General features: G+C 72.2%; 13 protein-coding genes and 2 pseudogenes. 9 read left to right on the forward strand and 6 right to left on the reverse strand.

Going from position 1 to position 14,299, the window contains the following annotated elements; all coding sequences use genetic code 11:
- The 3 genes and pseudogenes from ACIO9K_RS37620 to ACIO9K_RS37630 all read right to left on the reverse strand — a co-directional run.
- Positions 1-178, reverse strand: a pseudogene (locus ACIO9K_RS37620) (ubiquinol-cytochrome c reductase cytochrome b subunit); the annotation flags it as partial.
- A gap of 223 nt (positions 179-401) precedes the next feature.
- Positions 402-1,931 carry an MFS transporter gene (locus ACIO9K_RS37625; RefSeq protein WP_400336396.1) on the reverse strand — a complete coding sequence of 510 codons (1,530 nt, stop codon included), beginning with the start codon at positions 1,929-1,931 and terminating at the stop codon, positions 402-404.
- Positions 1,932-2,102: 171 nt separating this feature from the next.
- Entirely contained in the window at positions 2,103-2,780 is a 678-nt protein-coding gene (locus ACIO9K_RS37630; protein ID WP_363585635.1) for a TetR/AcrR family transcriptional regulator, read from the reverse strand.
- Between the two features lie 237 nt (positions 2,781-3,017).
- Between ACIO9K_RS37630 and ACIO9K_RS37635 the strand changes: the two genes are divergently transcribed.
- The gene (locus tag ACIO9K_RS37635) at positions 3,018-3,599 is read left to right on the forward strand and encodes a Uma2 family endonuclease (RefSeq protein WP_400336398.1); all 582 of its coding nucleotides are present in this window, start codon (positions 3,018-3,020) and stop codon (positions 3,597-3,599) included.
- Between the two features lie 120 nt (positions 3,600-3,719).
- Positions 3,720-4,508, forward strand: coding sequence for a VOC family protein (locus tag ACIO9K_RS37640; protein ID WP_363626296.1), 789 nt, complete (start codon positions 3,720-3,722; stop codon positions 4,506-4,508).
- 3 nt (positions 4,509-4,511) lie between these two features.
- Here ACIO9K_RS37640 and ACIO9K_RS37645 read toward each other — a convergent pair whose 3' ends face one another.
- Both ACIO9K_RS37645 and ACIO9K_RS37650 read right to left on the reverse strand, forming a co-directional pair.
- Positions 4,512-5,009 carry a hemerythrin domain-containing protein gene (locus ACIO9K_RS37645; protein WP_400336400.1) on the reverse strand — a complete coding sequence of 166 codons (498 nt, stop codon included), beginning with the start codon at positions 5,007-5,009 and terminating at the stop codon, positions 4,512-4,514.
- A gap of 80 nt (positions 5,010-5,089) precedes the next feature.
- Positions 5,090-5,686, reverse strand: a complete 597-nt coding sequence (locus tag ACIO9K_RS37650; protein WP_363626292.1) for a TIGR03086 family metal-binding protein — start codon at positions 5,684-5,686, stop codon at positions 5,090-5,092.
- A gap of 183 nt (positions 5,687-5,869) precedes the next feature.
- Between ACIO9K_RS37650 and ACIO9K_RS37655 the strand changes: the two genes are divergently transcribed.
- Positions 5,870-6,439, forward strand: coding sequence for a DoxX family protein (locus ACIO9K_RS37655; protein ID WP_400336402.1), 570 nt, complete (start codon positions 5,870-5,872; stop codon positions 6,437-6,439).
- A gap of 313 nt (positions 6,440-6,752) precedes the next feature.
- A complete protein-coding gene (locus ACIO9K_RS37660) occupies positions 6,753-8,984 on the forward strand; it encodes a M9 family metallopeptidase (protein WP_363626290.1) in 2,232 nt (743 codons plus the stop codon).
- Positions 8,985-9,112: 128 nt separating this feature from the next.
- On the opposite strand, the gene ACIO9K_RS37665 is transcribed toward ACIO9K_RS37660, so the two are convergent.
- Positions 9,113-9,874, reverse strand: a complete 762-nt coding sequence (locus ACIO9K_RS37665) for a protein phosphatase 2C domain-containing protein (protein ID WP_363585628.1) — start codon at positions 9,872-9,874, stop codon at positions 9,113-9,115.
- A 158-nt stretch (positions 9,875-10,032) separates the two neighbouring features.
- Here ACIO9K_RS37665 and ACIO9K_RS37670 point away from each other — a divergent pair, with 158 nt between their 5' ends.
- The 5 genes and pseudogenes from ACIO9K_RS37670 to ACIO9K_RS37690 all read left to right on the forward strand — a co-directional run.
- Positions 10,033-11,160, forward strand: coding sequence for an LLM class flavin-dependent oxidoreductase (locus ACIO9K_RS37670; protein ID WP_400336405.1), 1,128 nt, complete (start codon positions 10,033-10,035; stop codon positions 11,158-11,160).
- On the forward strand, positions 11,157-11,780 hold the full coding sequence (locus ACIO9K_RS37675; protein ID WP_400336407.1) for an FMN reductase: 624 nt from the start codon (positions 11,157-11,159) through the stop codon (positions 11,778-11,780). The genes ACIO9K_RS37670 and ACIO9K_RS37675 overlap by 4 nt, the downstream gene beginning before the upstream one ends.
- Positions 11,781-12,090: 310 nt before the next feature.
- The gene (locus ACIO9K_RS37680) at positions 12,091-13,125 is read left to right on the forward strand and encodes a Dyp-type peroxidase (RefSeq protein WP_400336409.1); all 1,035 of its coding nucleotides are present in this window, start codon (positions 12,091-12,093) and stop codon (positions 13,123-13,125) included.
- A 28-nt stretch (positions 13,126-13,153) separates the two neighbouring features.
- Positions 13,154-13,951: a family 1 encapsulin nanocompartment shell protein gene (locus ACIO9K_RS37685; protein WP_350884446.1), complete on the forward strand. Its 798-nt coding sequence runs from the start codon at positions 13,154-13,156 to the stop codon at positions 13,949-13,951.
- Between the two features lie 235 nt (positions 13,952-14,186).
- Positions 14,187-14,299, forward strand: a pseudogene (locus ACIO9K_RS37690) (electron transfer flavoprotein subunit beta); the annotation flags it as partial.

Here is a 14,299-nt window from a genome sequence, read left to right on the forward strand (position 1 = left end):
AGACACCGGTCAGGATGATGATGACGAACGTGTAGAGGCAGATCTCGCCCAGCATGAAGGACCAGTGGTCCGGGAAGATCTTGCGCAGGTTGGCCCTGGCCAGGGTGTGGATCCCCAGCCGGCCGTCCGCCCAGTCGACGGCCCGCCGCCCCCGTCCTGGGTTCTGATTCCGGGTCATGTGCACGCACCTCGGTCGGAAGGAAGTGGGGATAGTTCCCCGCTTCTCGCTGGGGCCACCATAATCGGGGAGTAGTCCCCACTTCCACCCGGGGTCGCTGTGATCCAGACCCCGAATGGCCGACCCCGGAACCGCCGGACCCGGAAACGGCGAGCGGCCCGCCCGGAGCCCCAGGAAGGGGACACCGGACGGGCCGCGTACGCACCCGAGCAACCCGCAGGCGTCAGTGCACCAGCACCGGCACCTCGTCGTTCTTCGCCGCACCGGCACCCGACGCCGACGCCGCGTCCGGGCGACCGGCGTTCACGAGGGTGAAGGCGATCGCGGAGGCCGCCACCAGGATCCCGAAGGACACCCAGATCGCGGTCGTGAAGCCGTGCACCATGCCCTGGAACTGCAGGGTCTGGGCGGCCGCCGGCGACGAGGCCGCCGCGGCGGTCGCGTGCGAGGCCAGCCAACTGGTGGTGGCACTGGCCGCGATGGTGTTCAGCAGCGCGGTGCCGATGGCGCCGCCGACCTGCTGCGAGGTGTTGACCATCGCCGAGGCGACGCCCGCGTCGCGCGGCTGGACGCCGTGCGTGGCCAGGCTCATCGCCGGCATGAACGCGGTGCCCATGCCGAGGCCCATCAGGACCAGGCCGGGCAGGATCAGCATCGGGTAGGAGGTGTCCAGGCCGATGTTGCTCAGCAGCAGCATGCCGATCGAGGCGACCAGGAAGCCGGGGGCCATCAGGAACCGCGCCGGGACGCGGGTCATCAGCCGGGCGCCGATCTGGGTCGAGCCGGTGATCATGCCCGCCACCATCGGCAGGAACGCGACGCCGGTCAGCACCGGGCTGTAGCCGCGCACGAGCTGCAGGTAGTAGGTCAGGAACAGGAACAGGCCGAACATGCCGATCACGGCCAGGCCGAGCGACAGGTACACCCCGCCGCGGTTGCGGTCCAGCACCACGCGCAGCGGCAGCAGCGGGGCCTTGACCCGGCGCTCCACCAGGACGAACGCGGTCAGCAGCACGGCGGCCGCGACGAACAGCGCCAGCGTGCTGGCAGCCGTCCAGCCGCTGGACTCGGCGCGGGTGAAGCCGTACACCAGCGAGACCAGGCCGGTGGTCACCAGCAGCACGCCGGGGACGTCCAGCCGGTTGCGGTTGCGGCCCTCGGCGGGCTCGCGGATCACCAGGACGGCGCCCACGGCGGCGACGATGGCGAACGGGACGTTGACGAAGAAGGTCCAGCGCCAGTTCATGTACTCGGTCAGCAGACCGCCGAGGATCAGGCCGATCGCGCCACCGCCACCGGCGATCGCGCCGTAGATGCCGAAGGCCTTGGCGCGCTCCTTGGCCTCGGTGAAGGTCACTGCCAGCAGCGACAGCGCGGCCGGGGCGAGCAGTGCGCCGAACACGCCCTGGAGGGCGCGGGCGCCGAGCAGCATCGCGGTGTTGGCCGCGGCGCCGCCGAGCGCGGAGGCGAGGGCGAAGCCGGCCAGGCCGACCACGAAGGTCCGCTTGCGGCCCCAGAGGTCCGCGATCCGGCCGCCGAACAGCAGCAGGCCGCCGAAGGCCAGCGCGTAGGCGGTGATCACCCACTGGCGGTTGCCGTCGGAGATGCCCAGGTCCCGCTGGGCGGACGGAAGGGCGATGTTCACGATGGTGGCGTCCAGGACGACCATCAGCTGGGCGAGGCCGATGAATATCAGCGCCTTCCAGCGCCGGGGATCGGGCAGCGTCGCCGGTCGGGCGTCGGTTTCAGGCATGGGGGTACTCACTTCACGGTGCGTGGCGTGCGACAAGGGTCGACCACCGTACGGGGACGGCTGGTCGCCGTACGGGGCGTCGGTGCGGGGCGTTCGGGGATCGGCTCCTGGCGGGCCGGTGGTCGGCCTGGTCCGGAGGGCGGGTCGGTCGGTCGGGGTACCGCTGGTGGGTCAGTGGTGGGGTTGGAAGTCCTCGAAGGTCGCGGCCCGGCCGGGCAGCACCGAACGGGCCGGCGTGCGCAGCCCGTCCAGGAACAGCTGCAGGTGCCGGTGGACGAAGTCGTCGAGCAGCTGGCAGGACGTCCCCGGCAGCGGCCGGGTCAGCTGGCTGATCGCGATGAACAGGTCACCGTGGTCGACGTCCGCCCGCAGTTCACCCGCCGCCCGGGCTCGCTCCATCAGACCGCCCACGGCGGCCGTCAGGCGCTCGCGGGCCTCGGTGAGGTCCGGGTCGAACGGGTCGACATGGCTGGTGAACATCGGGCAGAGCGCGCCGAGCTTCTCCGCGACGGTCGCGTGCGCGAACCGTTGCAGGGCGTCGAACGGGACGCCGTCAGGGGCGTCCGCCTCGACCGTCGCCGTCTCGGCGAGGGCCAGGATACGGCTCTTGACGAGCAGCGCCACCTCGCGGACCAGCGCCGAGCGGTCCGGGAAGTTCCGGTACAGCGTGGCGTTGCCGACCCCGGCCCGCTTCGCGATCTCGTCCAGCGGCACGTCCGCGCCGTGCTCGACGAAGGCGTCGCGAGCCGCCAGGACGATCCGCTCCCGGTTGCGGGTCGCGTCAGCGCGCAGCTTGGGCGCACGGACGGTCTCCACGGGTCGGACCGGCTCGGTGGCGGCGGTGGTCACGGCGACTGCTCCTTCAGGATACCGGGGAAGTTCTCCCCGCTTCTGCCTACGAAAGACCAAACGGGGATTCCTTCCCCGGAAATTTCGCCTTTCCATGTGACCTGGGTCACATTTACCCGCTCTGGTGTGACTGGGAGGGCCGGGCGGTGGGCGCTATCGTCGGAATCCAGATGGCCCGTGACCACTTGCCGGTGTGTTCGTTGCCCCACGGGGTGCCCAGGCGAAGGAGGAAAGCCCGTGACCGCGACCTCCGACCGCCCGCAGATGCAGCCCGAGGAGTTCGAGGAGTTCGCTCGTCTTCTGACTCGAACCGCCGAACGCATCCGGCCGGAGCTCATCAACGGGAAGCTGGGGGTCAAGCCCGTGCCAGGCGGCGACCACGGCCGCATGATTCAGTGGCTGCTGCGGAGCTGCATTCAGGCTCGGCCTGAGCTCTATCTGCACGATCAGGGGCTGAAGATCCAGGGCTACCGTGGCAGTTTTGCCCGCCCGGACGGCACGTTGGCGCATGCAGACGCCTTCGTCGGCACGGCGGAGTGGGCCGAGACCAGCGACGTGCTGATGGTCGCCGAGGTCACCTCCTACGACTCCGATACCGATCAGCGGGACCGTGTCGAGAAGCCTCGGGCCTATGCAGAGGCCGGCATCCCCGTCTACCTGTTGATCGACCGCGACTTCGCCGAGGTCACCGTCCACAGCCAGCCCGACGGCGTCCGTTACGAGACCGCGCAGATCCTCCCGTTCGGCAAGACCGTCCACCTCCCCGAGCCGGTGGGGATCTCGCTGGACACCGAGCCGCTCAAGAACTGGGTGCGCTGATCCCGGCCATGCCTCCCGGAACGCGCTACGCCCTTCGGCCTAGGCTGTGGGCGTCCCGGGCGGCCGGTGGGCCGTGGGAGTCGGGAGGGGCCCGGCGGCCGGGTGGCGAGGAGGTCCGCGATGGGCAGCGGTGAGACCGCCGAGGTGCGCTGCGTGGCGGCCGTTCCGTGCTGGGTGAGCCTGACGGCCCGGGACCTGGAGGGGGCGAAGGCGTTCTACGGGCCGCTGCTCGGCTGGGAGTTCGAGCCGGGGCCGGACCGTTTCGGCCCGTACCTGCACGCGGTGACCGGCGGGGAGGCGGTGGCCGGGCTGGGGGTCGCGGGCAGCGACTGGGCGATGCCGGTGGCGTGGACCAGCTACTTCGGCACGGAGAGCGCGGACGAGGCCGCCGACGCGGTGCGCGAGCGCGGCGCGACCCTGGCGGTGGGCCCGCTGGCCTTCGACGCCGGGCGGGTGGCCTTCGCGGCGGACCCGGCCGGGGCGGTGTTCGGCATCTGGGAGGGCCCGCTGGGCCGGGCCCGGCGGCTGGACCTGCCGGGCGCACCGGTCTGGATCGAGCTGCGCACGCCGGACCCGTTCGCGGCGGCCCTGTTCTACGGGCAGGTGTTCCGCTGGGACGGCCGTGACCCGGAGCGGTTCGACGTCCGCTGGGAGCACGACCGGGTGGTGCTGCGGGCGGAGGGCCACAGCGTGGCCGCGCTGGCGCGGGAGCAGGCGGGCGGTGCGGCGGGGCTGCCGCCGCACTGGGAGGTGTCCTTCGCCGTCCCGGACGCGGACCGGGCGCTGGCCCGGGCCGTGGAGCTGGGCGGTTCGGCGGTGGGATCCGCCTTCGACTCCCCGTACGGGCGGGTGGCCCGGTTGCAGGACCGGGAGGGCGGCCGCTTCGCGGTGATCAGCCCGAAGAACTGAGGCTCACGGCTCGGCGCTGCCTGCCTCGGCGGGCCCGGTGGCCTCGGCGTCTTCGGCGGTTTCCGCGCGTTCGGCCCGCAGCCGGTCGCCGAGCGCGGCTCGGGTGGTGGCCGGCAGGGCCTTGCGGGCGGCCGGGAAGAGCTGCTTCTCCTCGACGGCGAGGTGGCGCCGCAGGGTGTCGGCGAGGCCGCGCAGCAGGGTGTCGAAGGCCGGGTCGGCCGGGCCGAGCCCCTGGAGGTCGGAGAGGTACTGCCCGATCGCCAGGTGCTCGTGGATGCTGCCGAACACCAGCGCCCCGCCGTCCGGCACGTCGTGCTGCACGAGCGGGAAGAGGTGTTCCTCCTCGGCCGCGCAGTGGGTGAACAGTAGGTCGGTCAGCCGGGCCAGCAGGGCGGTGCGCTCGGCGGCGCCGGTGGGTGCCTGCTCGATCCGGTCGAGCAGCTCGGTGACCGCCCGGTGGTCGGCGGTGAACTCGCCGAGGATGTCCGGCCTGCGGCTCATGGCGTGCCCGCCTCTCGCACGGATCGCGGCCCCCGCTCCTTCCAGTATCCGGCGTCCGGCACCACGCCGGTCGCCGCAGGTCAGGGCCGGTCGCGCCGCCCGGTGAGGGCGAGCAGGCGGGTCTGCGGACCGGCGTCGTCGGGGACGGGCAGGGGCGGGTCGAACAGGCCGCTCCCGGAGAGGTCCCCGTAGCCGGCGAACTCGCCGAGGGCGAAGTCGACGAGTTCCGCCGGGAGCCGGGTGTGCCGTCCGACGGCCTCGGCGAGGTCCCAGCTGTGGATGACCAGGTCGGTGGTGAGCTGGTCCAGGTAGTACTGCCCGGAGACGTCCCCGAAGGAGAGGTGGACGGTGAGCTCGGTGGCGCCGGGGACGGCGAAGGCGTCCCGGGCGGCGTCGGCGGCTTCCGTCCAGGTGGTGACCGGGTCGTCGCCGAGGACGTCGCCGTCGAAGCGGCCTCCGACCTCGGAGATGGTGGCGCCCATCAGCAGTTCGGGGATCCACAGCTGTTCGCCGGTGAGGTGGTTGACGAGCTCGCGGACGGACCAGCCGGCGCACGGGGTGGGGGCGTCCCACTGGCGGGGGGTGATCAGCCGGACGCGTTCGCCGAAGGCGGCGAGGGCCTCGGGGTAGGGCGTGCCGGGTTTCGCGGTCCGCCGGTGCTGCCTGCGTTGAGCCATGTCTCCACCCTGCCCCGGGCGGGGTCCGGCCCGCGAGTTGTCCACGATGCGTCAGTTGTTCAAATTCGAACTCCAAGGTACGGTCGAGGAGTGGCCGGTTCAAATTTGAACAACAGCCGCGGGGCGACCCGCCCGGCCGCGCCACCACACCCCTACGACCGATCCCGATCGATGGAGACGCGCATGCCGAGCAGCAGCCCGAGCACGACCGCCCCCACCACCACCGTCCTCCCGGGCCGGGTGACCCCCGACTCCGCGACGACCTCCCCGCACGCCTACGACGCCGGACTCCTGCTCCTGCGCCTGGCCCTCGGCCTGACCGTGGCCGCGCACGGCAGCCAGAAGCTGTTCGGCTGGTTCGGCGGCGGCGGGATCGACGGCACCGGTCAGTTCTTCACCATGAGCGGCTACCCGGCGGGCAACGCCATGGCCGTGGTCGCGGGCCTCACCGAGACGCTCGGCGGACTCGCCCTCGCCGTCGGCCTGCTGACCCCGCTGGCGGGCGCCGCGATCGTCGGCACGATGGTCAACGCGATCGCCGTCACCTGGGGCGGCGGCTTCTTCGCCCCGAAGGGCAGCGAGTACGAGCTGCTGCTCACGGCGGGTGCCGCCGCGCTCGCCCTGACCGGCCCGGGCCGCTACGCCGTGGACCGCTTCCTGCCGGTGCTGCGCGCGCACCGGCTGGCGTACGGCGCGGCGGCGGTCCTGGTCGGCCTGGTGACGGCCGGCGTGATCCTGCTGCTGCGGAAGTAGTCGAGCGGGGCGTCAACCCCCAAGCGCAGGGGCCGTGGTGGCGATTCGCCATCACGGCCCCTGCGTCGTTCCCCCGCCAATCGCTCACATGAGCGGGGCTATCCAACGTCATGTGATGTGTGCCATGGTACATGTCACACTCCCCACCGTGTGTACGACGGAGCCGCCCACGAGGCGCCGTCGCCAACGGTCCTCACCACCCCACCGGCCGCACCCCCACTGCGGCCGACGACGGCCCGGAGGCCCCCACGTGAGTTCCGCGCGTCTGCTGCGACTCCCGCAGCTGGCAAGGCTGTTAGTACTCGCCCTGACCATGTTCCTGACGATCGGCCTGTTCGCCCCGCAGAGCAAGGCCGCCCCCGCCGCCGCCCCCGGCGGCGGCGCGTCCGCCCCCACCACCCCCGCCGGACCGGCGCCGCAGCCCGCCGCCGGCGCCCCCGAGCGCGGCCACACCGACCGGCAGTTCGCCTCTGCCGACCAGCGAGCCCCGCTCCCGCTCGACACCCGGCCGGCCGAGGCCCGGCCGACCGCCAAGGCCTTCGCCCTCGGCGCGGCGGCCGCACAGCCCTGCAATGTCGGCGACTTCACCGGCCGGACGGGCGGCGACCTGGTCCAGCACATCAAGGCCGCCGACATCCAGTGCATCAACGGGCTCTTCCAGCTCACCGGCGCGGACGCGAGGGGCGCGTTCCGTGAGGAGCAGATGACCACCGTGGCGTACGCGCTGCGCGACGCGTCCGGCAGCTACCCGGGCGACAACTCGACCTCCGTCGAGCAACTGGTGCTGTACCTGCGCGCCGGGTACTTCGCGCAGTGGTACCACAAGGACGACGTCGGCACCTACGGCACCGCCCTCCAGACGGCGATCCGCTCCGGGCTGGACGCCTTCTTCGGCGGCGCGCACGTGCGGGACGTCGCCGCGGGCAACGCGCCCATCCTGGGCGAGGCCGTCACCCTGATCGACAGCGCGCAGGAGAACATCCGCTACCTCCCGGTGGTCAAGCAGCTGCTGAACGACTACAACAGCGCCACCTGGAACCCGGCCGGCATGGCCTGGGCGGTGAACCCGGTCTTCACGGTGCTGTTCCGCGGCCACCAGGTGACCGGCTTCGACGCGGCGGTCGAGGCCGACCCGAGCGTGCTGGACGCGCTGTCCGGCTTCGCGACCCGCAACAACGACCAGCTCGGCGGCGACTTCGGCGTGCTGGTCTACAACGCGGCCAAGGAGCTGACCCGCTTCCTGAAGGACACGGCGCTCCAGCCCAAGGTCCGTCCGCTCGCCAAGTCGCTGGTCGCGCAGTCCGCGCCGAACGGTCGCACCGTCTACCAGTGGGCCGCGGTCGCGGACGGGGTCGGCTACTACGACGCCGCCAACTGCGCCTACTACGGCACCTGCAACGCCTCCGACCAGCTCAAGGCGGGCGTGCTGACGGTCAACTACACCTGCAGCCCGAGCATCAAGCTGATCGCCCAGGCGCTGGACAACACCCAGCTGGGCACCGCCTGCACCAGCCTCACCGGCCAGGACGCATACTTCCACTCGGTGGTGCGCGACAACGGTCCGGTCAAGGACGACGGCAACACCACGATCGAGGTCGTGGTCTTCCACTCCTCCTTGGACTACCAGGTGCTGGCCGCGGCCATCTACGGCATCGACACCAACAACGGCGGCATGTACCTGGAGGGCGACCCGGTCAAGGCCGGCAACCAGCCGCGCTTCCTCTGCTACGAGGCCGAGTGGGCCCGCCCGTCGTTCGAGATCTGGAACCTCAACCACGAGTACACCCACTACCTCGACGGCCGGTTCGACATGTATGGCGACTTCAACGCCGGCATGACCACCCCGACCGTCTGGTGGGTCGAGGGCTTCGCCGAGTACATCTCGTACTCGTACCGCAAGGTGACCAACGACGCCGCCATCGCGGCGGCCGCCCAGCACACCTACAAGCTGAGCGACCTCTTCGACACCGCCTACGGTGACCAGGACCGGGTCTACCGCTGGGGCTACCTCGCCGTCCGCTACATGCTGGAGCAGCACCGCGGCGACCTGGACTCCGTCCTCGCCAAGTACCGCGTCGGCGACTGGGCCGGCGCCCGCACCCTGCTCAAGACCACCATCGGCACCCGCTACGACGCCGGCTTCGACAGCTGGCTGACGGCGTGCGCCAACGGCGCCTGCGCCTCCGGCGGTGGCACGCCCACCCAGCCGCAGCTGCCGGAGTGCGCCGGCACCGACATCCGCAAGCTGGACGCCAACTGCGCCCGCAGCAACATCGCGGCGACCACCGGCAACTACGCGCACTTCTACCTCCTGGTGCCGGCCGGCACCAAGCAGGTGAAGGTCACCACCAGCGGCGGCACCGGCAACGGCGACCTCTACTACAACCCGGCCTCCTGGGCGTACACCGACGCCAGCACGGCGCACTCGGCGGGGCCGGACAACTCCGAGACCCTGACGATCACCAACCCGCCGGCCGGCTACGTCTACTTCAGCCTCTACGCCCAGCAGGGCTTCAGCGGGGTGAGCGTCACGAGCGAACTCTGACCGGACGCTCGTCGAGCGACCGAACACGGACAGGTGACCGCCCCGGCGGAGCGCTTCGGCGCCCCGCCGGGGCGGGTCCGTGCCCACCGGCGGCCAGGTGTACTGACCACGGAGGTTGGTGACAGGGCCTATTCGCCGATCCGGACCAGCGCCAGGGTGATGTTGTCCGGCCCGCCGGCCGCGATCGCCGCCTTCCAGAGCTCGAACGCGGCCCTCCCGTCGGCGCGGTCGGAGCCGTCGTGCGGCCGGGCGAGCAGCGCGGCCAGCTCCTCCTCCGGCACCGGGTCGGTCAGGCCGTCGCTGCACACCAGGTAGCGGTCGCCGGCGGCCAGCGGTGCGGCGCGCACGTGCGGTTCGACGAAGGTCAGTCCGAGCGAGCCGCCCAGGGTCTGGGTGACCACCGAGGTGGTGCGCCGGCCGGGCGGCAGCGGCGGGCTGTCGTCCACGCTCACCCGGCGCAGCCCGTCCGGGGTGACCTGGTAGACCCGGCTGTCGCCCACGTTGAAGGCCACCGCCCGGTCGGGCAGCAGTACCAGGCCGGCCACCGTGGTGCCCATCGCGGCCAGCTCGGGTTCGCCGGCGGCGGCCGCGTACACCGCCCGGTTGCACTCCTGGAGTTCCTCCCGGACGGCCTCCTCGCCGTCCAGTCCGGTGCCGTCGGCGGCCAGCCGGCGGGCCACCAGGGCGCTGGCGACCTCGCCGCCGGGGTGGCCGCCCAGGCCGTCCGCCACGGCGACCACGCAGGGCGGGCCGAGCGGGAACAGCAGGGTCTGCGGGTTGCCGGTCACGGTGGCGCAGAGTGTCCACGGCCCGACCGTGAGGCTGTCCTCGTTGTGCTGCCGCACCAGGCCCTCGTGGCTCAGCGCGCTCACCGCGATGTACGTCGCCATCGGTTCGCCGCCCTTCCGGAGCTCCCCCCTCAATTGTGGGCGGGAATAACGATCCGCACCCGGGTGCTAAGGTGGTTGAAAGTTTAACGATCCGCCCCGAGAACGCCGCGCGCCCCCAGCGCCCGGGCGAGGGGCCGACCTGGAGTGTGGTGAGCAGCATGCAGTTCGGAATCTTCACCGTCGGCGACGTCACCCCCGACCCGACCACCGGCCGCACCCCGAGCGAGCACGAGCGGATCAAGGCCATGGTGGCCATCGCGCGCAAGGCCGAGGAGGTCGGCCTCGACGTCTTCGCGACCGGCGAGCACCACAACCCGCCGTTCGTCCCGTCCTCGCCGACGACCATGCTCGGCTACATCGCCGCGCAGACCGACCGCATCATCCTCTCCACCTCGACCACGCTGATCACCACCAACGACCCGGTGAAGATCGCCGAGGACTTCGCGATGCTCCAGCACCTCGCCGACGGCCGGGTGGACCTCATGATGGGCCGCGGCAACACCGGCCCGGTCTACCCGTGGTTCGGCAAGGACATCCGCCAGGGCATCCCGCTCGCGATCGAGAACTACGCGCTGCTGCACCAGCTGTGGCGCGAGGAGGTGGTGGACTGGCAGGGCCGCTTCCGCACCCCGCTGCAGTCCTTCACCTCCACCCCGCGCCCGCTGGACGGCGTCGCGCCGTTCGTCTGGCACGGCTCGATCCGCAGCCCGGAGATCGCCGAACAGGCCGCCTACTACGGGGACGGCTTCTTCGCGAACAACATCTTCTGGCCCAAGGAGCACTTCCAGAAGCTGATCGCCCTCTACCGCGAGCGCTACGCCCACTACGGCCACGGCGCGCCCGAGCAGGCGTACGTCGGCCTCGGCGGGCAGGTGTTCATGCGGCGCAACTCGCAGGACGCGGTGCGGGAGTTCCGCCCGTACTTCGACAACGCGCCGGTGTACGGGCACGGGCCCTCGCTGGAGGAGTTCACCGAGCAGACCCCGCTGACCGTGGGCAGCCCGCAGGAGGTCATCGAGAAGACGCTGGCCTTCCGCGAGTCCTTCGGCGACTACCAGCGCCAGCTGTTCCTGATGGACCACGCCGGCCTGCCGCTGAAGACCGTGCTGGAGCAGCTGGACCTGCTCGGCGAGGAGGTCGTACCGGTGCTGCGCGAGGAGTTCGCCAGGAACCGCCCGGCCGCGGTGCCGGACGGGCCGACGCACGCCGCGCGGGTCGCGGCCCGCGACGAGGAGTCCGCCGACGGGAAGTCCGTCGACGGGGAGAGCGTGGAGGTGGCCAAGTGACCGCGTACCGGCTGGTGGTGGTGAGCGCCGGGCTGAGCGAGCCGTCCTCGACCCGGCTGCTGGCCGACCGCCTCTCCGAATCGACGATCCGTCAACTGTCCGATGGTGGGCGGCAAGTGGACGTCACGGTGGTCGAACTGCGCGACCTGGCCACGGAGATCGCCCACCACTTCGTCACCGGCTTCCCCGGCGCGGCGCTGCGCGGGGCGATCGACGCGGTGACCGGCGCGGACGCGGTGATCGCGGTGACACCGATCTTCACCGCCTCCTACAGCGGCCTGTTCAAGTCCTTCTTCGACCTGGTCGACCACGACGCGCTCACCGGCAAGCCGGTGCTGATCGCCGCCACCGGCGGCACGCCCCGGCACTCGCTCGCCCTGGAGCACGCCGTCCGGCCACTGTTCAGCTACCTGCGCGCGGTGGTGGTGCCGACCGCCGTCTACGCGGCCACCGACGACTGGGGTACGGCGGGGGACGGGCTCACCGACGGCCTCCCGGGCCGGATCGACCGCGCGGCGGGCGAACTGGCGGCACTGCTGGCCGGCCGCGGCCCGGTGCCGCCGGCGCTGCCCGAACAGGTGGTGCCGTTCGCCGAGCAGCTGGCGGCCCTGCGCGTCTGACAGCCGGGGTGGAAGGGGCGGGCGCGTGACGGCGCGTCCGCCCCTTCCGCGTGCCCACCGGCCGTGGGCGTCCCCCGAACGGCCTCGGCGGACGGCGCGTCCGGGAGGGCCGTTCGGGGGAGTGCCGCCCGCGCCGAATGGTCCGCTATGGGGTGTAATCGTACGCATGATCAGATGTCCGCTGGTCCGTCACGCCGCTGGTCCGTCACACCGTCGGCCCGCCCGGTCGGCGGCAGCCGCGGCACGCTGACCACCGGCCATGAGCGGGACGCCGCCCGGCCTCCTGCACCACCGTGGAGGAACCCTCGCCATGCAGGCCGAACCGCAAGCCGTGCTCTCCCCGCTGACCAGCGCGGCGGTCTTCCTGGTCCTCACCGTCGAGCCCGGCGGCGAGGACGCCGTCCGCGACCTGCTGCCCGACCTCGCCGGGCTGCGCCGCGCGGTCGGCTTCCGGGCCCCCGAGGGGGGCCTCACCTGCGTCACCGGCATCGGCTCGGACGCCTGGGACCGGCTCTTCGACGGCCCCAGGCCGACCGGCCTGCACCCCTTCCGGGAGGTGGCCGGCACCCGCCACCGGGCCCCGGCCACCCCCGGTGACCTGCTGCTGCACCTGCGGGCCGCCCGGATGGACCTCTGCTTCGAGCTGGCCGGCCAGCTCACCGGCCGGCTGGCCGGGGCGGCCACCGTGGTGGACTCCGTCCAGGGCTTCAAGTACTTCGACGACCGGGACCTGCTCGGCTTCGTCGACGGCACCGAGAACCCCGAGGGCCGGGCCGCCGAGACCGCCGCCGTGGTCGGCGCCGAGGACCCGGACTTCACCGGCGGCAGCTACGTCATCGTCCAGAAGTACCTGCACGACCTGGACGCGTGGAACGCGCTGAGCGTCGAGGACCAGGAGCGGGCGGTCGGCCGCACCAAGCTCACCGACATCGAGCTCGACGACGACGTCAAACCGGCCGACTCGCACGTCGCGCTCAGCACCGTGACCGGGCCGGACGGCGAGGAACGGAAGATCGTCCGCTACAACATGGCCTTCGGCTCGTTCGACCGCGGCGGCGAGTTCGGCACCTACTTCATCGGCTACGCGCGCGATCCCGAGGTGACCGAGGAGATGCTGCGCAACATGTTCGTGGGCCGCCCGCCCGGCACCACCGACCGGCTGCTCGACTTCTCCACCGCCGCCACCGGCTCGCTGTTCTTCGTCCCGACCGCCGACTTCCTCGACGCCCCGCCGCCCGCGCCATCGGCGCCCCCGGTGCGGACGGCTCCGCCCGCTCCGCCCGCGCCGAGTGCTCCCCCCGCGACCGGCTCGCTCGGCATCGGCAGCCTGCGCGGCACGCCCTGAACCGGACCTCCCGACAAGGACCCGCACCATGAACAACCTGCACCGCGACCTCGCCCCCGTCTCCGCCGCAGCCTGGGCGGAGATCGAGGAGGAGGCCCGCCAGACCTTCAAGCTCCACATCGCCGGCCGCCGCGTGGTCGACCTGAACGGCCCCGACGGCTCCACCCTCGCCGCCGTCGGCACCGGCCACCTGACCGGCATCGAACCGCCCGCCGACGGCGTCCAGGCCCACGCCCGCGCCGCCCAGCCGGTGGTCGAGCTGCGCGTCCCCTTCACCGTCCGCCGCGAGGCCGTCGACGACGTCGAGCGCGGCTCCCGCGACTCCGACTGGCAGCCGGTGAAGGACGCCGCCCGCACCATCGCCCTCGCCGAGGACCGCGCCGTCTTCGAGGGCTACCGCGCCGCCGCCATCGAGGGCATCCGGGCCGGCTCCACCAACCCGCCGGTCCAGCTCCCCGAGGACGTCCGCGAGTACCCCGAGGCGGTCAGCCGCGCCCTCACCGCGCTGCGCCTGGCCGGCGTCGGCGGCCCCTACTCGCTCCTGCTCGGCGCGGACACCTTCACCGCCGTCAACGAGACCAGCGACCACGGCTACCCCGTCCACAACCACCTCGCCCGGCTCCTCGACGGGGACATCATCTGGGCCCCCGCCATCGAGGGAGCCCTCCTCCTCTCCACCCGGGGCGGCGACTTCGAACTCTTCCTCGGCCAGGACGTCTCCGTCGGCTACCTCTCCCACGACGCCGACACCGTGCGGCTCTACCTCCAGGAGTCCCTCACCTTCCGCGTCTACACGGGAGAGGCCGCCGTGGTGCTGGCCGCCTGAGGGCGTCCTGAGGCCCAGCACACACCGGGAAGGGTACTGAGTTCCTTTACCAGGGGTACTGAGTGCCGTATCCTCTTCATGGAGCCTCCGACACCAGTCGAAGAGCGCCGACACGGTATGCCGGTCCAGGTGGCGCCCACGGCGCGCAGGGCGCGGCCGGGCCGGGATTGGCACTCAGTACCCTCGGCATGACGTGAGGCCATCGACCAGCGCGACCGTGACAGGAGAACCACTCATGAGCTTGAGGATCGTCGTCTGTGTGAAGTACGTGCCGGACGCGACGGGTGACCGTCGGTTCGCGGACGACCACACCACCGACCGGGAGGGTGTGGACGGCCTCCTGTCGGA

The sequence above is a fragment of the Kitasatospora sp. NPDC087271 genome (genome assembly GCF_044744605.1).
GTDB lineage: Bacteria > Actinomycetota > Actinomycetes > Streptomycetales > Streptomycetaceae > Kitasatospora.